General features: G+C 66.9%; 23 protein-coding genes. 10 read left to right on the top strand and 13 right to left on the bottom strand.

Translation table 11 applies throughout. The features are described 5' to 3' along the window. Nucleotides 1–432 precede the first annotated feature (432 nt). Nucleotides 433–1203 (top strand): glucose 1-dehydrogenase, encoded by a 771-nt coding sequence (locus DMB37_RS30125; RefSeq protein WP_240771716.1) that lies wholly within the window; start codon nucleotides 433–435, stop codon nucleotides 1201–1203. 78 nt (nucleotides 1204–1281) lie between these two features. Here the strand turns inward: DMB37_RS30125 and DMB37_RS30120 are convergent, their stop codons facing one another. The 9 genes from DMB37_RS30120 to DMB37_RS42010 all read right to left on the bottom strand — a co-directional run bounded on the left by DMB37_RS30120 (nucleotide 1282) and on the right by DMB37_RS42010 (nucleotide 11086). Then, nucleotides 1282–1659: a hypothetical protein gene (locus tag DMB37_RS30120; RefSeq protein WP_135235563.1), complete on the bottom strand. Its 378-nt coding sequence runs from the start codon at nucleotides 1657–1659 to the stop codon at nucleotides 1282–1284. 805 nt (nucleotides 1660–2464) lie between these two features. Beyond that, nucleotides 2465–4048: an FAD-dependent oxidoreductase gene (locus DMB37_RS30115; RefSeq protein WP_135235562.1), complete on the bottom strand. Its 1584-nt coding sequence runs from the start codon at nucleotides 4046–4048 to the stop codon at nucleotides 2465–2467. Nucleotide 4049: 1 nt separating this feature from the next. Beyond that, complete coding sequence (locus tag DMB37_RS30110; RefSeq protein ID WP_135235561.1) at nucleotides 4050–5054, bottom strand: diiron oxygenase; 1005 nt, start codon at nucleotides 5052–5054, stop codon at nucleotides 4050–4052. A 241-nt stretch (nucleotides 5055–5295) separates the two neighbouring features. After that, the gene (locus DMB37_RS30105) at nucleotides 5296–6465 is read right to left on the bottom strand and encodes an Hsp70 family protein (RefSeq protein ID WP_135235560.1); all 1170 of its coding nucleotides are present in this window, start codon (nucleotides 6463–6465) and stop codon (nucleotides 5296–5298) included. Nucleotides 6466–7033: 568 nt separating this feature from the next. Next, nucleotides 7034–8029: a sulfate/molybdate ABC transporter ATP-binding protein gene (locus tag DMB37_RS30100; RefSeq protein WP_135235559.1), complete on the bottom strand. Its 996-nt coding sequence runs from the start codon at nucleotides 8027–8029 to the stop codon at nucleotides 7034–7036. After that, nucleotides 8026–8832 carry a sulfate ABC transporter permease subunit CysW gene (gene cysW, locus DMB37_RS30095; protein ID WP_135235558.1) on the bottom strand — a complete coding sequence of 269 codons (807 nt, stop codon included), beginning with the start codon at nucleotides 8830–8832 and terminating at the stop codon, nucleotides 8026–8028. Before cysW ends, DMB37_RS30100 begins: the two co-directional genes overlap by 4 nt. Next, complete coding sequence (gene cysT, locus DMB37_RS30090; RefSeq protein ID WP_370465428.1) at nucleotides 8829–9689, bottom strand: sulfate ABC transporter permease subunit CysT; 861 nt, start codon at nucleotides 9687–9689, stop codon at nucleotides 8829–8831. Before cysT ends, cysW begins: the two co-directional genes overlap by 4 nt. Nucleotides 9690–9744: 55 nt before the next feature. Beyond that, complete coding sequence (locus tag DMB37_RS30085) at nucleotides 9745–10791, bottom strand: sulfate ABC transporter substrate-binding protein (RefSeq protein WP_135235557.1); 1047 nt, start codon at nucleotides 10789–10791, stop codon at nucleotides 9745–9747. 205 nt (nucleotides 10792–10996) lie between these two features. Next, entirely contained in the window at nucleotides 10997–11086 is a 90-nt protein-coding gene (locus DMB37_RS42010; protein ID WP_370465230.1) for an Ms4533A family Cys-rich leader peptide, read from the bottom strand. Between the two features lie 71 nt (nucleotides 11087–11157). Between DMB37_RS42010 and DMB37_RS30080 the strand changes: the two genes are divergently transcribed. Next, the gene (locus DMB37_RS30080; RefSeq protein WP_135235556.1) at nucleotides 11158–12219 is read left to right on the top strand and encodes a M48 family metallopeptidase; all 1062 of its coding nucleotides are present in this window, start codon (nucleotides 11158–11160) and stop codon (nucleotides 12217–12219) included. Nucleotides 12220–12306: 87 nt separating this feature from the next. Here DMB37_RS30080 and DMB37_RS30075 read toward each other — a convergent pair whose 3' ends face one another. After that, the gene (locus DMB37_RS30075; protein ID WP_206055035.1) at nucleotides 12307–12570 is read right to left on the bottom strand and encodes a hypothetical protein; all 264 of its coding nucleotides are present in this window, start codon (nucleotides 12568–12570) and stop codon (nucleotides 12307–12309) included. Nucleotides 12571–12694: 124 nt separating this feature from the next. Here DMB37_RS30075 and DMB37_RS30070 point away from each other — a divergent pair, with 124 nt between their 5' ends. Continuing rightward, nucleotides 12695–14683, top strand: coding sequence for a glycoside hydrolase family 15 protein (locus DMB37_RS30070; protein WP_135235555.1), 1989 nt, complete (start codon nucleotides 12695–12697; stop codon nucleotides 14681–14683). A gap of 12 nt (nucleotides 14684–14695) precedes the next feature. Here the strand turns inward: DMB37_RS30070 and DMB37_RS30065 are convergent, their stop codons facing one another. Both DMB37_RS30065 and DMB37_RS30060 read right to left on the bottom strand, forming a co-directional pair. After that, nucleotides 14696–16495 carry a dynamin family protein gene (locus DMB37_RS30065; protein WP_135235554.1) on the bottom strand — a complete coding sequence of 600 codons (1800 nt, stop codon included), beginning with the start codon at nucleotides 16493–16495 and terminating at the stop codon, nucleotides 14696–14698. Between the two features lie 74 nt (nucleotides 16496–16569). Further along, on the bottom strand, nucleotides 16570–18696 hold the full coding sequence (locus DMB37_RS30060) for a hypothetical protein (RefSeq protein ID WP_135235553.1): 2127 nt from the start codon (nucleotides 18694–18696) through the stop codon (nucleotides 16570–16572). A 382-nt stretch (nucleotides 18697–19078) separates the two neighbouring features. On the opposite strand from DMB37_RS30060, the gene DMB37_RS30055 reads away from it, so the two are divergent. From DMB37_RS30055 to DMB37_RS30045, 3 genes are read left to right on the top strand one after another with little or no spacing between them, the layout of a single operon-like run. Beyond that, on the top strand, nucleotides 19079–19498 hold the full coding sequence (locus DMB37_RS30055; RefSeq protein WP_135235552.1) for a hypothetical protein: 420 nt from the start codon (nucleotides 19079–19081) through the stop codon (nucleotides 19496–19498). Between the two features lie 19 nt (nucleotides 19499–19517). Continuing rightward, nucleotides 19518–20210: a response regulator transcription factor gene (locus DMB37_RS30050; protein ID WP_107654860.1), complete on the top strand. Its 693-nt coding sequence runs from the start codon at nucleotides 19518–19520 to the stop codon at nucleotides 20208–20210. Beyond that, on the top strand, nucleotides 20207–21568 hold the full coding sequence (locus DMB37_RS30045; protein ID WP_135235551.1) for a HAMP domain-containing sensor histidine kinase: 1362 nt from the start codon (nucleotides 20207–20209) through the stop codon (nucleotides 21566–21568). The genes DMB37_RS30050 and DMB37_RS30045 overlap by 4 nt, the downstream gene beginning before the upstream one ends. Nucleotides 21569–21603: 35 nt before the next feature. On the opposite strand, the gene lepA is transcribed toward DMB37_RS30045, so the two are convergent. Further along, the gene (gene lepA, locus DMB37_RS30040; RefSeq protein WP_107654858.1) at nucleotides 21604–23463 is read right to left on the bottom strand and encodes a translation elongation factor 4; all 1860 of its coding nucleotides are present in this window, start codon (nucleotides 23461–23463) and stop codon (nucleotides 21604–21606) included. Nucleotides 23464–23696: 233 nt separating this feature from the next. Between lepA and DMB37_RS30035 the strand changes: the two genes are divergently transcribed. From DMB37_RS30035 to DMB37_RS30025, 4 genes are all read left to right on the top strand, one after another. Continuing rightward, the gene (locus DMB37_RS30035; protein ID WP_135235550.1) at nucleotides 23697–24818 is read left to right on the top strand and encodes an AAA family ATPase; all 1122 of its coding nucleotides are present in this window, start codon (nucleotides 23697–23699) and stop codon (nucleotides 24816–24818) included. Beyond that, complete coding sequence (locus tag DMB37_RS41020) at nucleotides 24815–24955, top strand: hypothetical protein (protein ID WP_206055034.1); 141 nt, start codon at nucleotides 24815–24817, stop codon at nucleotides 24953–24955. Before DMB37_RS30035 ends, DMB37_RS41020 begins: the two co-directional genes overlap by 4 nt. A gap of 44 nt (nucleotides 24956–24999) precedes the next feature. Next, nucleotides 25000–25392 carry a DUF4276 family protein gene (locus tag DMB37_RS30030; protein ID WP_370465229.1) on the top strand — a complete coding sequence of 131 codons (393 nt, stop codon included), beginning with the start codon at nucleotides 25000–25002 and terminating at the stop codon, nucleotides 25390–25392. A 211-nt stretch (nucleotides 25393–25603) separates the two neighbouring features. Continuing rightward, entirely contained in the window at nucleotides 25604–26155 is a 552-nt protein-coding gene (locus tag DMB37_RS30025; RefSeq protein ID WP_135235549.1) for a type II toxin-antitoxin system PemK/MazF family toxin, read from the top strand. The last annotated feature ends 69 nt before the right edge of the window (nucleotides 26156–26224 follow it).

Below are 26224 nucleotides of genomic sequence, written 5' to 3'. Positions count from 1 at the left end.
GCTGTTGGGTTCGCTGGAAGGATGTGGAATTGACATGAACGGGCCGAGAATGGCGTGAAACGTTTAGCTCCCGACGACAATGATCCGCGTCACCTGCGAGTATGTTCACGCATCAGATCGTCCAGCCCTCTCGACAAGGGCCGATTTAGATACCGGGCGGTGCAATCCCGTTACCTCACAGCGATTCGGACAATGCTCCGATACCCGAATTTCCGCCGACATCGAGCAAAGAATGACAAGTCACATTATGACACTGACCGGTCGGTAACTAAAGCATTGCCAGTTAACGCATTTCGCGCATCGGCACGCCATCCATCCGACTGATGACGTATCAACTCCACGTCTGTTTCCCGCCAGCGCCACCACTCGGTTCCGGCTTGACTTGCTTCCACGACCCACCAGCAAGGTGAGATCGCAAGAAGGAGAAGGGAAATGGAGACCATGGCTACTCGGTTCGCAGAGAAGGTCGTGCTGATCACCGGCGCCAGCTCGGGCGTCGGCAAAGCGGTGGCCCTGCGGGTCGCGAGCGAAGGCGCCGCCGTGGTGCTCGGCGCTCGCGGCAAGGACGCGGGCGAGCAGCTGGCCGCCGAGGTCCGCGCGACCGGCGGGCGGGCAGTATTCGTGCCGACCGACGTCACCGTGGAGGACGACGTAGCGCGGCTCACCCAGGCGGCCATCACCGAGTACGGGCGACTCGACGCCGCGTTCAACAACGCGGGCGCCGTCAACGCCTTCGGACCCATCGGCGAGATCGATGAGGCGGGCTGGCGGGCCGATCTGGAACTCAACCTGACAAGCGTGTTCTACGGACTCCGCCACCAGGTGCCCGCCCTGGTCGCCTCCGGCGGCGGCGCGATCCTGAACAACGCGTCGAACCTCGGCGTGGTCGGGATGGGGTCGGTCGCGCCGTACGTGGCGGCCAAGCACGGCGTCGTCGGGCTGACCAAAGCCGTCGCACTCGAGGCCGCCGCGCAAGGGGTCCGAGTGAACGCGATCGCGTCCGGCGCGGTCGACACCCCGGCATTCCGCAATTCGATGGGTGCGACACCCGAGGGTGAGGCGATGATCGCCGGGCTGCACCCGCTGGGCCGGATCAGTCGGCCCGAGGAGATCGCGGCGTTCTGCGCGTACCTGCTCAGTGACGAAGCCAGCTTCATCACCGGCGCCGCGCTCGCGATCGATGGCGGTTTCACCGCGCAGTAGGTGCACAAAAGAGGGCTCGGACGGGTCGCCGCGCGCGACCCGTCCGAGCGGAAGCGGGACCGACCCGACGTGGTCCCGCTAGATCACCAGGCAGGAACTCCCACCGTTGATTCCGGTGCCGACCTGCAGGCCGATCGTCTTGGACTCCCCGTTCTGAGTAACCAGGATGGTGTGCGGACCCACGGTCTGCGGAGTCCAGCTGGCCACATGCGTCTTCGGGTTCGGACTCCCCTCCGTGGCGGCGAACCAGACGCCGTTGTCATAGAAATCCATGCCCGCACTCGAATTGCCGGTAGCGACCACCTGGTAGGCACAGCCGGTACCGAACCCATTCGTGAGACCGCCGCCCGCGATCACCACGCGCGCCCCGATCTCGGCCGACGCCTGGGGCGCGCTCAGCACCAACCCGGCGGCGACCGCGATCGCGATCGGAACTGAGTTCCGCAGACTTCCCATCAAGTACCGACTCCTCAGGTTGCACCAAGTGACTTTCCAACACGCAGCCGACACAGACCCCCGGCTACCTACATACCCCTCTATCGTTCGGTCCCACCCGCACCACCACAAGGCCCCGAAAGTGGGGTCGCCACGCATAATCCCGGGCAATTGCCTACGCCGCGAGCAACGAGCGTGCCGGGACGACACCGCACGGTGCCGGACGCGGGAAGGACCGGGCGCTTCAGCTCATCGAGAGCGCACAGCCAGCAGCAGAATCAGGTGCACCACTCGCTGATCAGTCAACATGTTTGTCCGGAGTAGCCGAGGCGCACGCATTACCGAGCGTGCACAGGGGCGAGGCGGTGGACGATAGCACCGGCCTTGGAAGAACGACCACCCCTGGGCCGCAAACAAATTCACCCCACAAGGCCGAGTCGACCGGCAGTGATCAATTCGCTCGGCCCGAGCGACCGACGCGGCAGCGACCCCGCGTGGCCGAGTCGACCGGCAATGCACGTTCGGGCCGGCCGCGCTACCTCGCACAGCACAGCAAGACGCGGGAGGCAGCGGACGGTCGTCTCGGCACAGCAAGTACGAGCGCCCTTACGCCGCAGATGATTTCATCCCTTGCGGCCGAGTCGGTCGGCACGCGCACGGACGCGCAAGAACGGCCCCGCTCGTCACCGGCGCGCCGATCGACTCGATAACCCTGCACCGAGCACGGTCACGCCCTCATCGCGCGACCGGTACGGCAGAGCACCATCGACGGCGTCGTTGACGTCGATGGTGAGGCTCGCGGGGCACTCGGCCCCACGAGAGACTGTCAGGAGCGAGTCAAGAGGCGGCGGACCGTGGTGCGGCGCTTGGTGGCGCCGGCGGTGCGGACCGCAGGTTGGCGTTGCCGGACCAGGCGATCGAATTCCGTTGCGGTGCCTGCGGGTTCGGCCAGGCGCCCGGCGTTGAAATCGTCGGCGAGCTGCTGCACCGTCTGCTGGGCGCAGGACTTGTTGGTGCCGATGAAGCCGGTCGGTCCGCGCTTGATCCAGCCGGTGACATAGGTGCCGGGAAGCACCGCGCCGCCGAGGCTTTCGAGGACCCGGCCGTCCAGGTTCGGGATCACGCTCGATGCGGCGTCGAACGGCAGGCCGGGCAGTGGCACGCCGCGGTAACCGACCGAGGTGAGCACCAGGCCCGCGTCGAGGCGTTCGGTGGCGCCGGTCGCGACCGCACGGGTGCGGCCGTCTGCGTCGGTGACGAGCTCGTTGCGGCTCACCTCGATACCCGCGACCCGGTCGGTACCGAGGATCTCGGTGGGCGAGGCGAGGTAGCGGAAGACGATTCGCTTGCGTTCGCCGAACGGCCGGTTGCGCACGCTGTGCAGCAACCGCAGCTTCTGCTCGACCTGATACGGCAGACCATCGGTCAGCTCGGGCAGGTCGCCCTCGATCGCGATGTCCACGTCGGCGCCGAGCAGACCAACGAATTCCGGCACGGTGAAGGCGGATTCGAGCGGACCGCGGCGACCGAGGATGACCACCTCTTCGATCTTGCTCTCCCGCAACGCCCGCAGCGCGTACGGCGCGATGTCGGTGTCCGCCAACGATTCCGGATCGCTGGTGAGGATGCGTGCGACATCGAGGGCGACGTTGCCGTTGCCGACGATCACGGCGCGCTGCTGGGTCAGGTCGAAGATGCGGTCAACGTGATCGGGGTGCCCGTTGTACCAGGCGACGAAGTCGGTGGCGGAGATATTGCCTGCCAGCCCTTCGCCGGGGATGTCGAGCTTGCGGTCGGCCGAAGCACCGACGGCGTAGATCACCGCGTGGAAGTGATCGAGCAGCTCCTCGTGCGAAACATGCGCGCCCACTTCGACATTCAGGTACGAACCGAATCCGGGCTGGGCCGAGATGATGTCGAACAGGTCGCTGACCTTGCGGGTCTTGTCGTGGTCCGGCGCGACACCGTGGCGGGCCAGCCCATACGGCACCGGCAGCCGGTCGAACACGGTCACCGACACGTCGGGCTGGGTCAGCAGTTCGTCGGCCGCGTACATCGCCGACGGACCCGACCCGACGATCGCCACCCGCAGGGGCTGGCGCTCGGTGTGGATCGCGGCCGCGGGCACCGGCTTCGCGAGCAGCGGCCTGGGCCGGCTCTGCCGGTAGAAGTTCGCGTTGATCTCGATGAACGGCTTCTGCTCATCGGTCAGCTTCTTCGACGACACGATCGCGTCGACCGGGCACGCGGTGGCGCAGGCGCCGCAGTCGACGCAGGCCTGCGGGTCCACGTACAGCATGTCCGCGGTCAGGAAGTCCGGCTCATCCGGCGTGGGATGGATGCAGTTGACCGGGCAGGCGTACACGCAAGACGCGTCGCTGCAACAGGATTGGGTGACGATGTAGGGCACGTCAGCCGGCCTTGACCGCGCGCAACGGCTCCGAACGGTAGCGAGTGGTGTGGCCGTCGATCTTGAGCAGCTTCCAGACCGCCTTGGAGATCGGGTTCATCAGGCCGATGTCCTTGGCCAGCGTGCGCACGTCGCCGAAGAAGTCGCTGAACTCCTGCTTGGACTCCTTCGACCCGTAGAACAGTTCCTTGCGGACGTAGTCCGGGATGTCGAACTCGCGCCAGAACGACCGCGGCGGGGTGAAGATCGAGCGGCCGAGGATGTACATGACGATCGGCATCGCGATCGACAGCACGAACTTGCTGCCTGGCTTCGCCTCCGGCACATGGATTTTCAGGAACTCGTGGGCGAACGAGATGTGCCGCGCCTCCTCGGCGACGTGAATCGCCATCACGCCGCGCATGATCGGGTGCACGTCCTCGCCGGAGCGCAGAATCGCCTTCTGGATGTGGTCGATCGGCTCCTCGCCGGCCAGCACCGCCATGAAGAACAGATTCGGGAACAGCGCGGCCACGGGCGCGCCGAGGTACTTGAACTTCCGGACGAGCGGGCCCATGCCCGGTACGTCCTCACCGATCCGGTTCACCATCTCCTGGAACATCAGGGTGTGGTTGTGCTCCTCGATCATCTCGTGGGAGCAGTAGCGGAATTCGGGGGAACCGTTGGGCAGGCCGAAGTTGTGCGTCACCATGCCGCTGATCAGGATCGTCTCGAATTGCAGACCGACCTTGGCGACGTTGGCCTGGCGGTACTTGCCGATCGCGATCTTGCGCTCTTCGGACTGTGCGAGGTACCACGGGTGGCGACCGAGGGGGTCGGCCGAGACCGGCAGGATCCACCGCTCCGGTCCCGCATCGGGGGCGAAGTCGGGGTTGTCCCAGTCGATGTCCTCGAAGGGATCGAAATGCTTGTTGACCGAACCCTCGGAGAGCAACAGAAGCTTCGAGGCGTACTCCTGCGCCTTCTCCAGATCGGAATCGATCGGGGGCGTCACGGCTGTAGACATCGTCGTCGCTGCCTCTCCTAGTAGAACGTTTACCTGTTTCCCATAGTTACACCTACAGAAGGTCACGTCAACCCACGAAGACACATCTGGACGAACGATCATGGGGGAAACGGCGGCGGAGAAACGCGAAGAGGCCGCGACCGCCGGTCCCCTACATAGAGGAAGCAGGCCGTCGCGGCCGCAACGTTCAGCGGATCCGGTGGCGGCCGCCCTCGTCACCGCCGCCACCGGATCGCCCCGTTTACCGCAGCCCGAGCTGCGCCAACCCCACGATCACCCCGTCGGCGGGCAACGCGAGCGCCAGGCCGACACCCGCGACGGACAACCCCGCCGCCGTCGCGACCTTGGTCAGCCGCTGCTTGGTCCGCTGCGACAGCACCAGGGCCCGGGTGGCCGCTCGATGCGCGCCGCCAGCGCGCCGCTTGCCATGGTGCTTACCCGCGGCCTCCTCGGCGGCGACGGCGGCCCGGCGGCCGATGATCGCCGCTCCGTCGGCGATCGTGCGCTCCGGATCGGGCGCGGTGATCACCGGCCGGGCCAGCTCGCCCGCCAGCACCTGGGCCACCTCGACCGGCCGCGCCGCGCCGCCGACCACCAGGACGCAGTCGACGTCGGCCATGGTGACGTCCGCGACGCGCAGGCATCGGTAGACCAGTTCCAACGACGAGCGCACATGCTTGGTGCGTAACTCGTCTGCAGTCGTACCGGTGACCGAACCGGAGATCGAGGCCGAGGGCAATCCGTGCCCGGCCCGCGAGGCGACGAGCGCACCGAAGGCCCGGCCGCCGAACTCTGCGGAACGCATCGGCTCGCCGACAATGGGGTTGATCGGACAGCCCGCGCCGACCCGGACCAATGTGACGTCGAGACTCGCGCCGCCTAGGTCGTAGATCAGGGCGAGCCCCGGCATGAGCGGGCCGCGATCGGCTTCCAGCCAGGTCGCCGCCGCGATGGGCTCGGCGACCAGCGCGACATGATCGAGACCGATGGCGTCCAGCGATGCCCGCAGATCTTCGACGTGCGACTCGGTGTAGCGCGCCGGGTAGGTCAGCGCGATACCGACATCGCTGCCGTGCCCGTCGCAATGCGGATGATCCAGCAGAGTTTCGGTGATGAGACTCTCGGCAACCACCGCGACCAGGTCCGCCGGGGACAGTGCGCGGTGACCCACCCGCGCCGACATGATCGAACGCTGGGTGAGATCGGCGAATTCGATGATCGCGCGCCCGTGCCGCGGAATCATGCCGACCCGGGCCAGGCCCGTGCTGTCGAACGTGAGAGTTGTTCGGCGGGTGATGGATTGGGAGCGCTGGGCCCATCGGCGGCCCGGCGGCGCCTTCGCTGAACCTTCCTCCGCGAGAGCGGAAACCGTGTTCACCGTGCCGATGCTCAAACCCAGACCAACCGCCATCGCAATCCACCTGATCGCCGATCCGATTTGCTTCGAACTCCGTCCACGCAACCACTCCGCGACTCGCCTGCCAACCACCGGACACCCTGTTGTCCGCAGCCCGCCTGTTTTGGCACAGGTTGCATAGCACAAGCATCCATCCTGGTCACCTGCCCTGGACGGCGGCGAATGCGGCGACGGCCGGATCTCACTGCGACACGCCGATATTCGCGGGTGTCCCGTCCGTGTTTGCGGAGACCCACAACAACCGTGTGAACGTCGGGCACCTGGCGCGAATACACGTTCTCACATGCTGTGATAGCCCCTAACAATCTCCCGAAGTCCGGACAGATGACCGCCGGAGGCGGATACTGTCCCGACCCGCGGGTGCGAGAAACGCGAGACTCTCACCTCAGCCCTCTCGGGCACGCGGGCAGATAAGGCGCCCCGCCCGTTTGCAGGCCTTGACACGATCCACTTCCGGCGGCACAAACGACGGGATTTCCGTGGGCCAGCACAAGATCAGCAACGCTCCAGCAGCCGGATGATCTACCGCGCAGGCACAGCCCGAATCGGACTGCCGCACCGATCAGTGCGCAGGCAACTCCGGAATCCGCGTCGCCCGTGCGTAAACCGTCTCGCCGTCGGCCAACCGCAACGCCTCCGCGTCCCCACGAGTCACCTGCGCCGCGAACAGATCACCGGTCGCCGCATTGCGCAGTTCGACCCGGACCTCGAAGCCCAGATGCACGACCCGTTCAACGGTCGCCCTGGTAACACCTGCGGATTCGGCAGTCCCCTCGTGCTCGGCCAGCGACATACTCGGCTCCCGCCCGACCCGAATGTCGTGCGGCCGCACCAGATGTCCGTTGAGCCGCGCGACCGCACCGAGGAAGGACATCACGAATTCATTTGCAGGCCGGTCGTATACATCCTCCGGCGTGCCGATCTGCTCGATGCGCCCCTTGTTCATCACTGCGATCCGGTCGGCCACGTCCAGGGCCTCCTCCTGGTCATGGGTGACCAGCACGGTGGTCACGTGGACCTCTTCGTGCAGCCTGCGCAGCCAAGTACGTAGATCGGCACGAACTTTGGCGTCCAGCGCGCCGAACGGCTCGTCGAGCAGCAGCACCTGCGGGTCGACCGCGAGCGCCCGAGCAAGCGCCATCCGCTGCCGCTGACCGCCGGACAGCTGCGCCGGGTAGCGGTGCTGGAAGCCGTCGAGGCCGACGATGCCGAGCAATTCGTCTACCCGCTTGGCGATTTCGGCCTTGGGCCGCTTGCGGATCTTCAGACCGAACGCCACGTTGTCGCGGACGGTCATGTGCTTGAACGCGGCGTAATGCTGGAAGACGAAACCGATGTCGCGTTTCTGCGGCGGCACCCTGGTCACGTTGTTGCCCGCGATCAGCACGATGCCGGAGTCGAGCGATTCGAGTCCGGCGATCGAGCGCAGCAGCGTCGATTTGCCGGAACCGGAGGGCCCGAGCAGCGCGGTCAGCTCGCCGGAGGGGATATCGATGGTGACGTCGTCGAGCGCGGCGAACGAACCGTAGTTCTTCTTCGCATTGGTCACGGTGATCATTTAGTGCCCCGCTTGCGTTCGAGGAGGGTCATCAACAGGAGTGTCACGAGGGCCAGGCCCATCAGCAGGGTCGCGGCGGAGTAGGCGCCGAAGGTGTTGTGGTCGTTGATGTATCGGCCGTGCACCAGCAGCGTCAGCGTCTGCGACTTGCCGGGCTGCGCGGACGACACCATGATCACCGCGCCGAATTCACCGAGGGCACGGGCCACGGTGAGCACCACGCCGTAGGTGAGGCCCCAGCGAATGGCGGGCAACGTGATTCGCCAGAACGTCTGCCACCGGGTGGCGCCGAGGGTGGTGGCGGCTTGTTCCTGCTCGTCGCCGATCTCGTGCAGCACCGGCTCGACCTCACGCACCACGAACGGCAACGTGACGAAGATGGTGGCGATCACCATGCCGGGCAGGCCGAAGATCACCTTGAAGCCGGCGCTCTCGAGCCCGCCGAACCAGCCGTTGGCACCCCACAGCAGGATCAGCGCGACACCGACGACCACCGGCGAGACGGCGAACGGAAGGTCGACGATGCCCTGAACCAGAGTGCGGCCCGGGAACTTTCCGCGCACCAGCGCGAGCGCGGTGAAGATGCCGAAGATGACGTTCAACGGGACCACGATCGCCACGATGATCATCGACAGCTGGAACGCCGAGATGGCCGCCGGCGTCGTGATCGAGTCGATGAACGCGCCGATGCCCTTTTCGAAAGTGCGCAGCAGAATGATGATCAGCGGCAGCACCAGCAGCACGAACAGGTAGCCCAGCGCGACGACACGCAGCGAAATCCGGGTGGGCCAAGACAGATTCATCGTGTCTCCTGCTCTTTGCGCACACTGCGCTCGGCGAGCAGGCGCAGCACCAGCAGCGATACGAACGAAATCGCCAGCAGCGCAACCGAAACCGCGGCCGCGTTGATCGGGCGATCGATCTCGATCTGCTTCTGGATGTACTGCGAAGCCATCTCGGTCTCGCGCGGGATCGCCCCGCCGATCAGCACCACCGAGCCGTATTCGCCGATGGCACGGGCGAAGGCGAGCCCGCCGCCGGAGATGACCGCGGGCGCCAAGGTGGGTAATACGATGCGCCGGAAGGTGGTCCAGTTGTCCGCGCCGAGGGAGAGCGCGGCCTGCTCCACCTCGCGGTCGGCCTCGATCAGCACCGGCTGCACCGAGCGAACCACGAACGGCAGCGTGACGAACGCCAGCGCCACGACCAGCCCGGGCTGAGTTGCGTTGAGGTGGATGTCGATCGGGCTCTGCGGGCCGTACAGGGACAGCAGCACGATGCTGGCCACGATCGTCGGCAAGGCGAACGGCAGATCGATCAGCCCGTTGACGATGCCCTTGCCCGGGAAGTCGTCGCGGACGAGCACCCAGGCGATGAGCGTGCCCATCACCACGTTGATCACCGCCACCACCACCGAGACGAGCACGGTGATGCGCAGCGAGTCCAGCGCGGCGGGCGCGGTGACCGCGTCCCAGAAGCCGGACCAGCCGTCCTCGAAGGAGGTGACGGTCAGCGCGGCCAGTGGCAGCAGCACGATGATGCTGAGCCAGAGCACCGCGGTGGCGATGCCGAGCGGGCCCACCGAGCCGGTCACGCGCAGCCAGGACCAATTCCACCGGCCGGTGTTCGGGGTACCGCCGGATGCGGGCTTCGTGCCGATCCCGGCGGTGCTGGTGTCAGTCACAGTCGTCCAGTATCCCGTGTGCCGGAGCCGGTTACTTGGTCGCCTTGTCGTAGATCACCGCGACGGAGCCGGTGTTCGGCGTGAACAGCTCCTTGTCCACGGCCTTCCAGCCGCCCAGGTCAGCGATGGTCCACAACTTCTGCGGGGTCGGGAAATCGGTGCTGAAATCGGCCGCCACCTTCGGGTCGACCGGACGGAAACCGGCTTGCGCCCAAGCCTTCTGGCCCTCGGCGGTGTAGAGGAAGTCGCGGAAGGCGAGCGCCTTCTCCTGGTTCTTGCTCGACTTCAGCACCGCGACCGGGTTCTCGATCTTGAAGGTGACCGGCGGCACGAAGTGCTCGATCTGGTCGCCGTTGCGCTCGGAGAACAGCGCCTCGTTCTCGTAGCTGAGCAGCACGTCACCGGTGCCCTGCAGGAAGGTCTCGGTGGCCTCGCGGCCCGACTTCGGCTGCACCTTCACGTGGTCCTTGGACACCAGCTGGCTCAGGTAGTCCAGGCCCGCCTGCGGGTTCTTGCCGCCCTCGGACTTGGCCGCGTACGGGGCGAGCAGGTTCCACTTGGCCGAGCCGGAGCTGAACGGGTTCGGGGTGACCACCTCGATGCCCGGCTTCAACAGGTCGTCCCAGTCCTTGATGCCCTTCGGGTTGCCCTTGCGGACCACGATCGCGACGACCGAGCCGAACGGAATTCCCTTGGTGGCGTCGGCATTCCAGTTCGTGTCGACCAAACCGGCGTCGACCAGGCGGGTGATGTCGGGCTCGACCGAGAAGTTCACCAGGTCGGCCTCGGCGCCGTCCTTGACCTTGCGGGACTGGTCGCCCGACGCGCCGTAGGAGCCGTTGATGATGACGTTCTTGCCCTTTTCGGTCTTGTTGAACTCGGCGGCGACCTTGTCGAAGCCGGGCTTGGGGACCGCGTAGGCGTAGAGGTTCAGCGTGCCGCCGCTGCCGTCCGCGCCGCCACCGCCGACCGTGTCACTGGCTCCGCCACCGCACGCGGTGAGGGCGAGCGCCGCGAACGCGGTGACTGCGGCGACGGCGGTACGTCGGCGCGGGGTGAGCCAGAATTTGCGAGACATCGGGGTGGACCTTTCCTACGGACCGCCTGCTCGGGTATCTCGAGCGGCAGCGAAGACTGCGATGGATCGGTAGACCTGCGCACCGCTCGGGATGCGGCTGTGGCGCGACTGCCGGCCGGGTAGGCCGTCGGGGTTCGGGGACGTCTGCGAAAAAGTTGCACGCCAGTCTACGAGGGAGGGACGCGCAGACGTGCCCGGTCGCCGATCAGCGACAGAGAATGTCGGCGACCGCGAGGTTGCCGACCGCGATCAACGCCAGTTCATGGCGGACCTGCGGGACGACATTCGAAGACACGGGCAGACTGTAGCAGAGGCCACGGCCTCGATTCGAATCACAGAGCTCCAGGAAGAGGGGGGTTTCATCCCATGACTACCAGCCCGGATCGCGTACGCACGAGGTTTCCCGGTATCAGCACTCGCGCGTGGGAGCACCCGGCCGACCGGACCGCCTTGGTCGCGCTGCGCACGCTGTCCGGTTTCGACACCGTGCTGCGCACATTGTCCGGTTTGCTGCAAGAACGCCAGCACCGCCTTTTGTACTTGGCGACGGCGGTCCGGGTCGACGAGCGGCAGTTCCGTTCGCTGCATCAATTGCGCGAGGACTGCGTCAACGTGCTCGATGCCCGCACCACACCGGAAATGTTCGTGCTGCAGAACCCGCAGGTGAATGCCTTCACCATCGGCATGGACCAGCCGTTCATCGTGCTGACCACCGGTCTCATCGATCTGATGGATACCGAGGAGTTGCGTTTCATCGTCGGCCACGAGCTGGGTCATGCCCTGTCCGGGCACGCGGTGTACCGCACCATGCTCATGCATTTGCTGCGCATCTCCGCGAGCATCGGCTGGATGCCGGTGGGCGGCTGGGCTTTACGCGCGATCGTGGCCGCGCTGATGGAGTGGAGCCGCAAGTCCGAGTTGTCCGGCGACCGGGCCGGGCTGCTGTGCGGACAGGATGTCGACGCCTCGGTGCGGGTGCACATGAAGACGGCCGGCGGCACCTGGATCAAGGAGATGAACCACGGTGCGTTCCTCGCGCAGGCCGACGATTACGAACGGTCCGGCGATCTGCGCGACGGTGTGCTGAAACTGCTCAACCTGGAATTGCAGAGCCACCCGTTCTCCGTGCTGCGCGCCGCCGAGCTGCGCCGGTGGATCCAGAGCGGTGAGTACGACCGCATGCTCGCCGGCGACTACCCCCGGCGCGATCAGGACAAGAACACCAGCCTCACCGAGGAGATCAAGGGCGCCGCGCGCACCTATCGCACCAATTTCGACCAGTCCGAGGACCCGCTGATCCGCACCGTGCGCAACCTCGGCCGCGATGTCGGTGCCGCGGTCGGCACGGTCGGCCAGGAGGTCGGCGAGACGGTGTCCAAGATCGGCAAGCGTTTCAACGACTGGCGGACCGGAGAGCGGGAGAACTAGCCGTCGGTCGTCAGCGCGTGACGAGCCAGGCGACCACGACGAGGACGAGCAGGGCGATCAATGCGAGCTGGACACGCGAACGTGGCATCAGTGGGCACCGCTCTGCACGGTCGGGCGGGCGTCGACGGCGAGGTCGGCGGGCACGGTGTCGGGCACGGCGGGCAAGGCCTGCTCGATGCCGTGCTTACGGTCCAGGACGCGCAGCAGGGCGCGCAGCGTGCGGTCCAGCAGGTAGGCGATGGCGAAGCTGACCGGGACCATGCCGACGAGCACGACGAGGAACTGCGGGATGAACGGGAGTCCCGCTACCCACAGCTCGAAGCTGTCCCACCACCCTGCGATCTGTTGCACGCCGTCCAGCCTAGTGGGTCCACCTGAGAGCTCGGCAAGGTCAATATTCGGTCACGGCGGGCGCCTGATCCGGCACGGCGGCGAAGACAGTGGACGTGCGGCTCGCCCGGCCCGAAGATGAGGTATGCCGTCCTCCGATGATCTCACCGTCGACGAACCGTATGACCTGCCGGTGCTGAGTTACCTGTCCGAGTCCAAGCGGCACGGCGCCTACCCGCCGATCGACGACTACGCGTTCCTGTCCGACTGCGAGACCAGCTGTCTGATTGCCAGCAACGGGGCGGTCGAATGGATGTGTGTGCCGCGCCCGGACTCCCCGAGCGTCTTCGGCGCGATGCTGGACCGTAGCGCGGGGCACTTCCGGATCGGTCCCTACGGCGTCAACGTGCCGGCCGCGCGCCGCTATCTGCCCGGCGGCATGATCCTGGAGACCACCTGGCAGACCGAGACCGGCTGGTTGATCGTGCGCGACGCGCTGGTGCTCGGCCCGTGGCACAACAACGATCAGCGCTCCAAGACGCACCGCCGCACGCCGATGGACTGGGATGCCGAGCACATGCTGCTGCGCACGGTGAAGTGCGTCAACGGCACCGTCGAGCTGGAAATGAGTTGCGAACCCTCGTTCGACTACCACCGTGCAGCGGGTCGCTGGGAGTACACCGGCAAGGTGTACGAGGAGGCGACCGCCGTCCGCACCGACGACCCGAGCGCGGGCCCGAGCCTGGTGCTGACCACCGATCTGCGGCTCGGGCTGGAGGGCAGGGAGGCCCGCGCGCGCACCAGAATGGCGGAGGGCGACGAGAAGTTCGTCGCGTTGACCTGGTCGGAGCTGCCCGCGCCCAAGACCTATGAAGACGCGGCGCAGAAGATGTGGCAGACCACCGAGAGTTGGCGGCAGTGGATCACCCTCGGCAACTTCCCGGATCACCCGTGGCGCAACTACTTACAGCGCAGCGCGCTGACCCTCAAGGGGCTCACCTACGCACCGACCGGCGCGCTGCTGGCCGCCGCCACCACTTCCCTTCCGGAAACCCCTGGCGGCGAACGTAATTGGGACTACCGCTACACCTGGGTGCGCGACTCCAGCTTCGCGCTGTGGGGCCTCTACACCCTCGGGCTCGATCGCGAGGCCGACGACTTCTTCGCCTTCCTGCGCGACGCCACCACCGGCGACAACGGGGATGCTGTTCCGCTGCAAGTGCTTTACGGCATCGGCGGCGAACGCCAGATCACCGAGGAGAACCTCGACCACCTCAGCGGCTACGACCGCTCGCGGCCGGTGCGCATCGGCAACGCCGCGTACAACCAGGACCAGCACGACATCTGGGGCACCATGCTCGATGCCGTGTACCTGCACGTGAAATCGCGTCAGCAAGTGCCGGAAACATTGTGGCCGCTGCTGGAACGGCAGGTCCGCGCCGCCATCGCACACTGGCGCGAGCCCGACCGCGGCATCTGGGAGGTGCGTGGCGAGCCCCAGCATTTCACCTCGTCCAAGGTGATGTGCTGGGTCGCGCTGGACCGCGGCGCGAAACTCGCTGAGCTGCACGGCCAATACGAGCACGCCACCGAGTGGTACACCATCGCCGACCAGATCAAGGCCGACATTCTCGAGCACGGGGTCAACGCCAACGGCGTCTTCACCCAGACCTACGGCGGCGACACCCTGGACGCCTCACTCCTGTTGGCGGTACTGACCCGCTTCCTGCCACCGGAGGACCACCGCATCCGCGCCACCGTGCTGTCCATCGCCGACCGGCTCACCGAGAACGGCCTGGTGCTGCGCTACCGCACCGAGACCACCGACGACGGATTGTCCGGCACCGAAGGAGCTTTCACCATCTGTTCGTTCTGGCTGGTCTCCGCCCTGGTGGAGATCGGCGAGGTGCAACGCGCCAGGCACCTGTGCGAACGACTCCTCGGCTTCGCCAGCCCCCTGCGCCTCTACGCCGAGGAGATCGACCCACGAACCGGCCGCCACCTCGGCAACTTCCCCCAGGCCTTCACCCACCTGGCCCTGATCAACGCGGTCACCCACGTGATCAGAGCCGAAGACAACCGAAACGCAAGCGGTTTCCAACCCGCCCACTCCCCCGCGAACAACCCTGGGTGACAGGGTTTTTCGTCAGACGGTCAGACTGTCGGCCTGTTCGCGCAGGCCGCGCAGTTTGCCGAGTTGAACGTCGATGTCGGCGATGCGCTCACCGCTGTGGTCGCCGTACTTGTGGTGGGCGGCTTCGGCCAGCCGCAGCGCCTCATCCGCCTGTTTGGCGACATCGGTGGCGATATCGGTGAAATGATCGCGCAGCACACGCTGCATGGCGCGCAACCGATTTCGCGATTCCTTGCTGACCTGGAAGATGACGTCGTCCATCAGCCGAGCCACCGCGACCTTCGCCTCGGCACGACGGCGGGCCTTGCGGTTCTTGCGATCGTCCCAGAGCGCGTTGATACCGAGCAGCACGCCCGCCCCGGCCGAGTACCAGTTGACCAGCGACATACCGAGCAAGCTGGTAGCGAGGCCGACCATGAGGACACCACCGTAGGAGCCCCGCAGACCGGACAGGAACTGCTGCGTCACACCGGCTTTCGCGCTCTCCAGCGGCTCCAGCGGCTGCACGGGTTCGAGTACCTCGCCGGGGTTGTCCAGGCGCAGATCCGGCAGCGGCGCGGCGCGGTTGTCCGCCAGGAACTTCGAGGCGACCTGCTCGGAGAGCTCGACCGAGCGGTAGTGCGCCATCACGAAATTCTCTTCGACCGCCTCGCAGATCCTGGCGTCGAGGTCGGTGCCGAATTCCTTCCAGCGGCGGGCCGGATCGGTCTTGATGATCTCGGCTTCGGCGTCGCGCACGAGGTTGCGCAGCCGGTGGCGCAGGTCGTGCTCGATGTCGGCCATCAGCTCTGTGCTGCCATCGACCAGGGTGACCTGCCAGTTCGCCGTGCGCTGGCGCAGTTGTTCCGCGTTGTCCCTGGCCCGCACCAGCTGGTCGGTGATCTCGTCCCGGCGGCGCGGATCCCGCAGGGACTCGACCTCATTGCGCAACGTCAACGCGAGATGATCACTGACCAGCCGAATGTCCTGCACCGCGGCATCCAGCGCCACACTGTCCGCGCGGGCGACCACATAGTCACGCAGGTGGTCGATCAGTTGCGGCACACCGGATTCGATGTCGCGCTGGTAGTTGCCGGACAGCCCGGCCTGCCGGTGCAGTTCCGCGGAGACGGGCGCCACCGCGAAGCCGAGCCCGGCCGCGTCGAGCAGTTCCCGATTGCGCTGCTGGGTGTGTGACCAGTGGGAGAACTGGTCGATCTTGTTGAGCACGCAGATGACGGTCGGGCAGATCTGCTGGATGCGTTGCAGGTAGGCGATCTGGTCCACGGTGAGTTCGGTGGCCGCGTCGCCGACGTAGAGCACGGCGTCGGCGGCGGCGATCATCGACCAGGTGGTGTTGTCGGCGCCGCGGGTGCCGGGTGCGTCCATCACCACGACGCCGTCGGCCAGCAGCGGACTCGGCTGGGTGAACTCGGCCCGGATCACGCCGAACCCGGAGATGGCGGGGCCGGGATCGAGCGGGTCGACCGACTGCCGTTCGGTGCGGCCGTCGACCGAACGCACCAGTGTCGCAGTCGGTTCCGGTCCGTACTCGACGATGACGGGCACGCTCAGGTCGCTGTTGGTCGCGCTGACCGACGCGCCGACCAGGCTGTTGACCAGCGTGCTCATGCCGTTCTTCGGCTCGCCGACGACGACGAGGCGGACCCGGGGGTCGCTCACTCTCGCCCGGACCATGCTCAACCGGCTGCCCAGATCGTCGCGGCCCGCGAATCTGGTCATCTCCCGCAGTTCGTCCAGAATCCGGATCAGCGGCGCCATCGCGTCCGGGTGTTTCACCGTCGCGGCCTTCAGCCCGGCTGCGGCAGACAACCTGCCTCCTTACATAGTTGTGCTCTCGATCGACATGGACGCCCCCTTCACCCCTTGATCACCAAGGTCCCGCGCTATATCAACGCTGAGTCCAAGCCGCCCGAGCCCATGTGATGGGTCTCGGCCATCGTAGATTCCGGCAGCAGACCGCCGGACAGGCCGCCGCTCGCCAGGATCGAGTGGTCGGTGTAGGTCGGGTAGTCCTGGATCTGCGCCGTGTTCGCGCCGACCATGTGCGTGTTGTCCGCGATGGCATGCGGCTTGGGATCGACGATCGGCGGCTTGTAGGTCGGTACGGGCGCCTGCGTCGGCGTCGGCGCGTGGAAGGTCGGCGGCAGGTCGTGGGTCGGCACGGGTGCGTTGTGCGTCGGGACCGCCGTCGGCACGTCGCGGGTCGGCACGGTCGGGTCAGGCTGGGTCACCGTCGGCACCTCGCGGGTCGGCACGGTGGGCTGGGTGGTGACCCCGCCGGTCGCGCCGCCGGGGCCCGCCCCCGTGCTGGGGGTGGTCACGTCGTCGTCCGGGATGGTCGGCGACTGCGTGCCCGTGGCCGGCGGGATCTTGGTGGTCGGCACGTCCGGCCCGGTGGAGATGCCACCGTGGGAGGTCGACGGGTGGCCCGCGCCGGGCACCTTCGTGGTGAGGTCCGGCGTCTTCGGGATGCTCGGCGTGGTGATATCCGACGGCACCGTCGGGACCGGGACGGTCTTGGTGATGGTGGTGGGCATGTTCGGCGTGGTGACCGACACGTCCGAGGGCTTGGTATCGGGGATCGGGTTCGGCTTCACCACGGGCGTGGGCCGAGCCTGATCGAACAGTGCGGGCGTGGCGGCGGCGGGCACGGTGAGCACCGACGGACCCTCCGGCGCCGCAAACACATTCGCGATCGGCGTGGTCGCGGCGTCCGGCTGAATGGTGGTCTGCAACGGGGTGGCCGCAACCGGCTGCGGCGCGGCACTCGCCACGGGTGCGACCACGGCGGGCGCCGCGGCGGCGGTGGCCACCGGCGCGACGGTGGCCGACGCCATCGGTGCGGGCGCGGGCAGCGCCTGCACCACCGGTTGCGTCGTGGGGGTCGGGGCCGCCGAGTGCGTGGAGTGCGTGGACTGGGTCGACGACGAGCCCGGCGTGGTGAGACCGCCGACAACACCGGGGTTGCCATGGCCGGCCACGGTCGGATCGGTGACCGCCCGGTCGTTGCCGTCGGGCACGTGCAGACCGCTGCCCAGCCAGTCGGTGAACTGGTCGAGCTGATCACCCACGTGACCGGCGCCCAGGTCCACCTTCATCTCGGAATTGAAGTAGACGCCCTGCGGGCCGATGGCGAAATCCACCGACCACTGCGTGCCGACGAAGATCCCGAGTGGATCACCGCCCGCGTCGCCGACTCCGTCGAAGGGACCGTTCGCTGCCGGGGTCGCCTGAGATCCGGGCAGGTCGAAGACGCCGGAACCCGGCGCGACGAAACCGTTCGCACCCGGCAGGCCGAAACCGTGCCCGGCCTGACCGAGCCCGTGGCCGGGCAGACCGAAGCCATTGCCACCGGGCGCCTCGACGTCGGCGCCGGGGCGGTGGGCCGGGCCTGCGTCCGCACCGGGCAGGCCGATGCCGCCGGGCGTACCGGGCAGTCCAAGGCCGTTACCGGGCGACGTGCCGGGCAGTCCGACGCCGTGCTGGTCCGAGGCACCGGGCGTACCCGGGAGTTCCATGGCGTGCTGGTTCGACGCGCCGCCGGGCAGGCTCGGCAGGCCCATGCCCTGATGGGTGGACTCGGTGCCGGGCAGCTGGAATCCCGCGTCGGTGCCGTTGTACTCGTCGCCGAACGTCGGCAGGTTCGTGCCGCCGGGGTGGGTGCCGGGCAGGCCGAAGCCGGAGTTGCCGTGGGCGACAGGCGAGTTGGCCCCGTAAGGCGAGTTCAGCGGAGCCGGTTCGACGACCGGGTCCGGAAAGGTGATCGTCGGGGAAGGCAGGTCGGCGTCGGGGTCGCTGTTGTGCGCCCAGCCCGCGTTCCTGCTGTCCGCGTGTGAGGAACCGGGGTGCGCCGGGACGCCGCCACCGTTCGCGGCCACCAGTGCGCCGCCGGTGACATACGCGCCCGCCCGTGCTACCCGCGCGACACCCGTGGCCACTCGGTATGCGGTGTCACCCGCGCGCTCGGCTGCCTCGGTGGTGTCGTCATCGAAGGGCAGGTCACGCGTCATAGAAGCTCCATCTCGGGTTTCCAGCAGCCATCCTCACATGCCGGCCAGGCCGAGTGAAGATCACCTAACACTATTTCGGGAAAACCCGACTGTCACATTCTCCAGGACTGTAGAGACTCCACTGGTGGCGAGCAACACAACCCTGCCATCCCGAAAACCAGAACGGAAGCCCCATTTCTGGTGGGTTAACAAACCGTTCGAGGCCGCCGATTTGGCTTGTGACCAGGTCGAATTCTGCCGCACCCCGATCGGGCCACGCACGCGACGACGGGAACCTAAGAGTTCTCTAACGAATGCTCAACAAGTGGTGAAGATCCTTTCCCTACCGTCGATTTCGTCGGACCAGCCGGGCCGGCAGCATCGATCCGAAGGAGTCACCCTCATGACCGCATTCACCGGACGCCGCATCGCGGCCGTGCTCAGCGGGACCGCGCTCACCGCCGCCGTGGTCGCGGGCATGGCGGGCGCCGCATCGGCGCAGCCGGGACCGCCGCCGGCACCTGCCGCACCCGGCGCACCTGCTGCACCCGCCCCCGGTGTCATTCAGGTTGCTCCGGGCACCCCTGGCGAACCCGTCGTCTGCGCTCCGATCGATCCCAGCGAGCCGGTGGTGATCACCCGTGGCGAAGGACCGGACGGCCCGTGGGTCACCATCGAACGCGAACTGCCGCCCGGCGCCGTCCCCGCTGTCCCGATCGCGCCCATGCCCGCGATCCCGGCCGACGACGTGCCCGGCGCACCGGCCGAAACCTTGCCCGCCGCTCCGGGTGAGCCAGGGTGCGTCGTCGCGAGCGTGCGCTGACCGGGACTAATGTTGATCCATGACCGGACACCGGATCTTGGTCGTGGACGACGAGGTTCGCGTGCTCGCCTCGCTACGACGCGGGTTGGAACTCTCCGATTTCGAGGTGGTGACCGCGAGCGACGGCGCCGAAGCGCTGTCGATGGTGCGTACCGCGGCCCCCGACGCCATGGTGCTGGACGTGAACATGCCAACCCTGGACGGTGAAGGCGTGGTCACCGCGTTGCGCGCGATGGGCAACGACATTCCGATCTGCGTGCTCAGCGCGCGCAGCGCGGTGACCGACCGCATCGCCTGCCTCGAACGCGGCGCCGACGACTACCTCACCAAGCCCTTCGACCTCGGCGAGCTGGTCGCCCGGCTGCGAGCGTTGCTGCGCCGCCGGGTGACCCCCGCCGAACGTCCCGGCACCCAGGTGCGGATCGGTCAGGTGCAGATCGACCTGGCCGGGCACCGGGTGCTGGCCGCGGGCACCCCGGTCGACCTGACCAAACGAGAGTTCGAGGTACTCGCCTTGCTTGCCGAACATCCGGGCATCGTGCTCGGTCGCGAGCAGATCCTCTCCGCCGTATGGGGTTACGACTTCGCCACCGACACCAATGTGGTCGATGTGTTCGTCTCGTATCTGCGGCGCAAGCTCGAGGCGCCGGGCGCGCCACGGGTGGTGCACACCGTGCGCGGGGTCGGCTTCGTACTACGGGAGCAGCCGTGAAGCGGTCACCGTCGCTGCGTACCCGGGTGGCACTGGTGTCCGGGGTCGTCGCCGCGCTCGTCGCCCTCACCCTGACCATCACGTTCGCCGCGTTGCTCAACGCGACCGGCGAGCGGCAGTTGGACGATACCGTTTCGTCGATGGCGGTAAGGGTCGCGCCGCCGTTCAAAGGTGCTCCGGCGGAGCCACTTCCGCCGCCGTATCCGGGGTCGCAGGCACCCGGCACACCTCCCTATGCGGAAACCCCTTCGCCCCCACCACCTGTCGCGTCACCGTATGCGGAAACGCAACCCTCGGTGGACGCACGCGCACCTTCGGCCGCCGATGTCCCCGAATACTCGGTGCCCGGCGTACCCAGCGACGCAGCGGTGACCCGGGTCGACGGCCTGCCCGGTGTGCTGGTTTCGCTCGATCCGAACCGCGACGTGGTCGCCTCGGCCATCCACCGCAGCCAGCTCATCGGCCTCGGCATCGGGGTCGCCGGCGCCGTGGTCGCCGCCCTGCTCGGCTGGTTGCTGGCCGGTTATGCCGCGCGACCGCTACGCACGCTGGCCACCGCGACGCACGGCATCGACACCCTCGAGGAGCTCCCACCGCTGTCCGGCCGCGGCGCCAAGGAGACCGAGGAGCTCTCCGACGCCATCACCCGCATGCTCGCCCGACTCGAGGCCGCACACCGCGCCACCAACCACGCCCTCACCAGCGCCCGCGATTTCGCCGCCGTCTGCGCCCACGAACTGCGCACGCCGCTCACCGCCCTGCGTACCGACCTACAAGTGCTGGCCACCAAGGAGATTCCCGCCGACCAGCGCGGCACCATCCTCAACGAGGTGCTCTTCGCCGAACAACAGATCGAGAACACCCTCACCGATCTCGAACGACTCGCCGTCGGCGAACTCACCGAGCCCGATATCTTCGAACCCTTCGACCTCTGCGAAACCCTCGACCGCGCAACCCAAGACGCGCAACGCCGCCACCCCGGCGTCCGCATCGAACTCATCGAATGCGAGCCCGTCACGGTGACCGGCATCCCCGGCGGCCTCATGTTGATCGTCACCAACGCCGTAGCCAACGCCGTCCAGCACGGTCACGCCGACACCGTCACCATCACCGTCCGCCCAGCCGCCGACGACATGGTGGAGATCCTCATCGATGACGACGGAACCGGCATCCCGGACACCCTGTGCCCCAAGGCCTTCGACCGTTTCGTCAAAGGACCGGGTTCCCCCGGCTCGGGGCTGGGTCTCGCGCTGGTCCAACAGCAAGCTGAATTACACTCCGGCACAGCCGAACTCGCCAAGAGCCCGGCGGGTGGCGTACGCCTCCAGGTCCGGATCGCCGTGCAGCCCGCGGGCTGAGTTCAGTCGATCCGGTCCTGGAGCGGGGCTGGGCCCTACTTCCCCTTCGGCTTATCCGACGCGGCGTCGGAGGAGAGGGCGGCGACGAAGGCTTCCTGCGGGACGTCGACGCGGCCGATCGTCTTCATCCGCTTCTTGCCTTCCTTCTGCTTCTCCAGCAGCTTGCGCTTACGGCTGATGTCGCCGCCGTAGCACTTGGCGAGCACGTCTTTGCGGATGGCGCGGATGTTTTCGCGGGCGATGATGCGCGAGCCGATGGCGGCCTGGATGGGCACCTCGAACTGCTGGCGCGGGATGAGTTCGCGCAGCTTGCTGGTCATCTTGTTGCCGTAGGCCTGCGCGGCGTCCTTGTGCACGATCGCACTGAACGCGTCCACTGCTTCGCCCTGCAGCAGGATGTCGACCTTCACCAGCGCCGCGTCCTGCACGCCCGACTCTTCGTAGTCGAGGCTGGCGTAGCCGCGGGTGCGCGACTTCAGCGAGTCGAAGAAGTCGAAGATGATCTCCGCCATCGGCATGGTGTAGCGCAGCTCGACCCGGGTCTCGGACAGGTAGTCCATGCCGCCGAGCTCGCCGCGGCGCGCCTGGCACAGCTCCATGATCGAGCCGATGAACTCACTCGGCGAGATGACCGTGCACTTCACCACCGGCTCGAAGACGTGGCGGACCTTGCCCTCCGGCCAGTACGAGGGATTGGTGACGACATGTTTGGTGCCGTCCTCCATCTCTACGGTGTAGACCACGTTGGGCGCGGTGGAGATCAGGTCGAGGTCGAACTCGCGTTGCAGCCGCTCCCGGGTGATCTCCATGTGCAGCAGGCCGAGGAACCCGCAGCGGAAGCCGAAGCCCAGTGCCACCGAGGTTTCCGGCTCGTAGGTCAGGGCGGCGTCGTTGAGCTGAAGCTTCTCCAGTGCGTCGCGCAGGTCCGGGTAGTCGGAGCCGTCGACCGGGTAGAGACCGGAGTACACCATCGGGCGCGGCTCGCGGTAACCGGTGAGCGGCTCGGTCGCACCATTGCGCATGGCGGTCACCGTGTCGCCGACCTTCGACTGGCGCACGTCCTTCACGCCGGTGATCAGGTAACCCACCTCGCCGACACCCAGACCCTGCGTCGGCTTGGGCTCCGGCGACACGATGCCGATCTCCAGCATCTCGTGCGTGGCGCCGGTGGACATCATCTTGATCTTCTCGCGCGGGGTGAGCTTGCCGTCCACCACTCGGACATAGGTGACGACGCCGCGGTAGGTGTCGTAGACCGAGTCGAAGATCATCGCGCGGGCGGGCGCGTCCGGGTCGCCGACCGGTGCGGGCACCGTCTTGATGACCTCGTCGAGCAGTTCGGTCACGCCGACACCGGTCTTGCCCGAGACCCGCAGCACGTCATCGGGGTCGCAGCCGATGATGTGCGCGATCTCGGCCGCGTAGCGGTCGGGGTCGGCGGCGGGCAGGTCGATCTTGTTGAGCACCGGGATGATCGTCAGATCCTTGTCCAGCGCCAGGTACAGGTTCGCCAGCGTCTGCGCCTCGATGCCCTGCGCCGCGTCGACCAGCAGCACCGCACCCTCGCAGGCCTCCAACGCGCGGGACACCTCGTAGGTGAAGTCGACGTGGCCCGGTGTATCGATCAGGTGCAGCACGTAATCCGTGCCGTCCACCTGCCACGGCAGCCGCACGTTCTGCGCCTTGATGGTGATGCCGCGCTCACGCTCGATATCCATCCGGTCCAGATATTGGGCGCGCATCTGCCGCTCCTCGACCACACCGGTCAGTTGCAGCATCCGATCGGCCAGCGTCGACTTCCCGTGATCGATGTGCGCGATGATGCAAAAGTTCCGGATCCGAGACGGATCGGTGAACGTCGTGTCGGCGAAGCTGGCGGGCACTCCACTCCTCATGGGTATCGGCAAACTGTCCTCTATCGTCCCATGAGCAGTACGAAGCTCCCGCCATCGGTGTGCTGAACCGCGAGATCCTGGCTGCACGGGCCCGCTGTTTCCCGGCCGGGAGCAGCCAGCGGGTGATGGGTGGACCTGCGACGAAACACACTCGACGCGCTCGCCGCCGTGCAACAAGCGTGCGATTCATGAGCAATCCCAGGAACGTCGGTGGCTCATCGTAGAGTTAGGCCATGCCAGGCCAACCGCTGAAAACAATCCAGATCGAGGGATTCACCTCGATCAGATCGGCGACGGTCGAGCTTCGGCAACTGAACATTCTGGTCGGCGCGAATGGTGCGGGGAAGAGCAACTTCGTCCAAGCGCTCGCCCTGCTCGGACGAATTGTCGACGGTGAGCTCGGCCTGTTCGTCGGGCTCAACGGCGGCGCTTCGGCGCTGCTCACCGACGGCGACGGCGTCTCCCGGATTCGTTTGGAGCTCGACGCCGATCCCAACTCCTACGAGGCTGTCCTCGTGCCCGCGGCGAACGACGAACTGATCTTCGAAACCGAGGTCGTCTACTACCACGAGCCGAAATACGATCGCCCGTACAGCAAGTCGCTGGGCCACGGTCATCGCGAAACTCGACTGGCCACGGAAACCGGTGGCCCACGGGGCGGAATAGCCAAGTATGTGTTCGCGCTGCTCGAGGGCTGCAAGGTCTTCCATTTCCACGACACCAGCGCCGATGCTCCGGTCAAGCGGATGGTCTCCACTGCGGACAACCTCACTCTGCGTTCGGACGCAGGCAATCTGGCCGCGTACCTCTATCGCCTGCAGACCAGCGACGCTGCCGCCGACCAGGCGGCCTATCGCCGCATTGTCGGGGCGATCCGGTTGGTGGCGCCGTTCTTCCGGGACTTCGTGCTGCAACCCGAGAACAACGACCGCATCCGGCTCCGCTGGCAACTGCAGGGTTCGGACGCCGTCTTCTCCGCCAACCAGATGTCGGACGGCACGCTTCGGTTCGTCTGCCTGGCTACGCTGCTGCTGCAGCCGGAGTTGCCCGCGCTCGTCGTCTTGGACGAGCCCGAACTCGGATTGCATCCCTTTGCCATCGTGCAGCTCGCGAACCTGCTGCGGCAGGCCGCGTCTCGCAGCCAAGTCCTGATCGCCACCCAATCGGTCACGCTGATGAACCAATTCGAGGTCGATGACCTGATTGTGGTGGAGCGCAGAGCGGGCGGATCGACCTTCTCGCGTCCGGACGCCGCTGAGCTGGAGGCTTGGCTGGCGGAGTATTCCCTCGGCGAGCTGTGGGAGAAGAACCTGCTCGGTGGTCGACCCGTCAAAGAGGATTTCGATCAGGTATGACGACCACCTATCACCGCCTCCACTTCCTCGTGGAAGGGCAGAGCGAGGAGATTGTCGTCAACAATGTGCTCGGGCCTTATCTCGCTGACAGCGGCTGGACGGTGACCCAGTCGATCGTCACCACGAAACGCCCCTGACGACCCTGTTCGACTTCTACGCCTTTCCACCGGACGCTCCCGGTATGGCGGACATTCCGCCCGGCCTCGCACCCCATGACCGGGTGGCACACGTCGAAACCTCCCTCGCCGCAACCGCCGCCGATCGCCGATTCGTGCCGCATCTGATCCTGCACGAACTGGAGACGTGGGTGTTCGCCGCCGCAGAGCAGGTCGGCTGCCTGCTGCCAGGGCTGACCGAGCGGTTGCTCGTGGACGTTCATCTGACGGGCGGTCCCGAACTCGTCAACGACGGACCGGACACCGTCCCGTCGAAGCGAATCCTCAACTACTGCCCGCATTACTCGAAAACAAACGATGGACCGCTGGCGATAGCCGATCTCGGCATCGAGGAACTCCGGAGCCGGTGTCCGCACTTCGATGCTTGGCTCACGACGTTGCGCAACCGGCTGCCGTGACGGACGTAGGTCGCTAGCGCACAAGTGGTCGCTCCCACATTGGTGTCTTGACGCTATGGAGGTGGAGTCCATTTTGGCGCCGGTTTTATCCTGGTAGTGAGGGTCCTTGCGGGAGTTGGGGGTTCGAGGGGTCGGCGGGCGGGTGGGGCGGGGTGCTGGTGGAGGTCGCGGCGCGCGTGAGAAGACGGCGGTGCGCCGTTATATTGCGAATATGGCCCGAAGTTGGAACTCCCTCGGCAAGCAGCTCGGACTTATCGCTAAGGAGCAGGGTCCCAAGCTGGTCAGGCAGCAGGGGCCGCGGCTGGTGGAGCGGCTGGTGGGGTCGTTGGGTCAGCGGCGCACGCCTGCGGTGAAGGTGCGCCCGACCGCGTCCACTCCGGTGCCGACGGCTGAGCGGGCCCGGCAGATCGTGTACTCGCCGCAGTTGGACGGACGGGCCGATCCGGGCGAGATCGTGTGGACCTGGGTGCCGTTCGAGGAGGATCCGAGCAATGGCAAGGACCGGCCGGTGCTGGTGGTCGGGCGCGACCGCAGGACGCTGCTCGGGTTGATGCTGTCGTCGAAGGCGGACCGGGCGCGCGACCCGAACTGGGTCGGGATCGGCAGCGGCAGTTGGGATCCGGAGGGCAGGCCGAGCTGGGTTCGGCTGGACCGGGTGCTCGACGTGCCCGAGGCGGGCATCCGGCGCGAAGGCGCCATCTTGCCCCGCAAGTCGTTCGACCTCGTCGCCCACCGGTTGTGCGCCGAATACGCCTGGCACTGAATCGATTACGGCGATTGCCTCGACCTGCAACGCCGTTCCCCGAACCGCGGCATAGTGGCGAGCCCAGCG

It is taken from the genome of Nocardia sp. CS682 (assembly GCF_004634405.1).
In the GTDB taxonomy this organism is placed as follows: domain Bacteria; phylum Actinomycetota; class Actinomycetes; order Mycobacteriales; family Mycobacteriaceae; genus Nocardia; species Nocardia ninae.
The sequence above is the reverse complement of the archived record's forward strand: the minus strand, read 5'-3'. Positions and strand labels throughout refer to the sequence as shown.

What these genes read in the sequence shown, in the direction of transcription:
- DMB37_RS30125 (WP_240771716.1), top strand. Translation starts at nt 433, where the DNA reads ATGGAGACCATGGCTACTCGGTTCGCAGAGAAGGTCGTGCTGATCACC.
- DMB37_RS30120 (WP_135235563.1), bottom strand. Translation starts at nt 1,659, where the DNA reads ATGGGAAGTCTGCGGAACTCAGTTCCGATCGCGATCGCGGTCGCCGCC.
- DMB37_RS30110 (WP_135235561.1), bottom strand. Translation starts at nt 5,054, where the DNA reads ATGTCTACAGCCGTGACGCCCCCGATCGATTCCGATCTGGAGAAGGCG.
- DMB37_RS30105 (WP_135235560.1), bottom strand. Translation starts at nt 6,465, where the DNA reads ATGGCGGTTGGTCTGGGTTTGAGCATCGGCACGGTGAACACGGTTTCC.
- DMB37_RS30100 (WP_135235559.1), bottom strand. Translation starts at nt 8,029, where the DNA reads ATGATCACCGTGACCAATGCGAAGAAGAACTACGGTTCGTTCGCCGCG.
- cysW (WP_135235558.1), bottom strand. Translation starts at nt 8,832, where the DNA reads ATGAATCTGTCTTGGCCCACCCGGATTTCGCTGCGTGTCGTCGCGCTG.
- DMB37_RS30085 (WP_135235557.1), bottom strand. Translation starts at nt 10,791, where the DNA reads ATGTCTCGCAAATTCTGGCTCACCCCGCGCCGACGTACCGCCGTCGCC.
- DMB37_RS30080 (WP_135235556.1), top strand. Translation starts at nt 11,158, where the DNA reads ATGACTACCAGCCCGGATCGCGTACGCACGAGGTTTCCCGGTATCAGC.
- DMB37_RS30070 (WP_135235555.1), top strand. Translation starts at nt 12,695, where the DNA reads ATGCCGTCCTCCGATGATCTCACCGTCGACGAACCGTATGACCTGCCG.
- DMB37_RS30060 (WP_135235553.1), bottom strand. Translation starts at nt 18,696, where the DNA reads ATGACGCGTGACCTGCCCTTCGATGACGACACCACCGAGGCAGCCGAG.
- DMB37_RS30055 (WP_135235552.1), top strand. Translation starts at nt 19,079, where the DNA reads ATGACCGCATTCACCGGACGCCGCATCGCGGCCGTGCTCAGCGGGACC.
- DMB37_RS30050 (WP_107654860.1), top strand. Translation starts at nt 19,518, where the DNA reads ATGACCGGACACCGGATCTTGGTCGTGGACGACGAGGTTCGCGTGCTC.
- lepA (WP_107654858.1), bottom strand. Translation starts at nt 23,463, where the DNA reads ATGAGGAGTGGAGTGCCCGCCAGCTTCGCCGACACGACGTTCACCGAT.
- DMB37_RS30035 (WP_135235550.1), top strand. Translation starts at nt 23,697, where the DNA reads ATGCCAGGCCAACCGCTGAAAACAATCCAGATCGAGGGATTCACCTCG.
- DMB37_RS41020 (WP_206055034.1), top strand. Translation starts at nt 24,815, where the DNA reads ATGACGACCACCTATCACCGCCTCCACTTCCTCGTGGAAGGGCAGAGC.
- DMB37_RS30030 (WP_370465229.1), top strand. Translation starts at nt 25,000, where the DNA reads ATGGCGGACATTCCGCCCGGCCTCGCACCCCATGACCGGGTGGCACAC.
- DMB37_RS30025 (WP_135235549.1), top strand. Translation starts at nt 25,604, where the DNA reads ATGGCCCGAAGTTGGAACTCCCTCGGCAAGCAGCTCGGACTTATCGCT.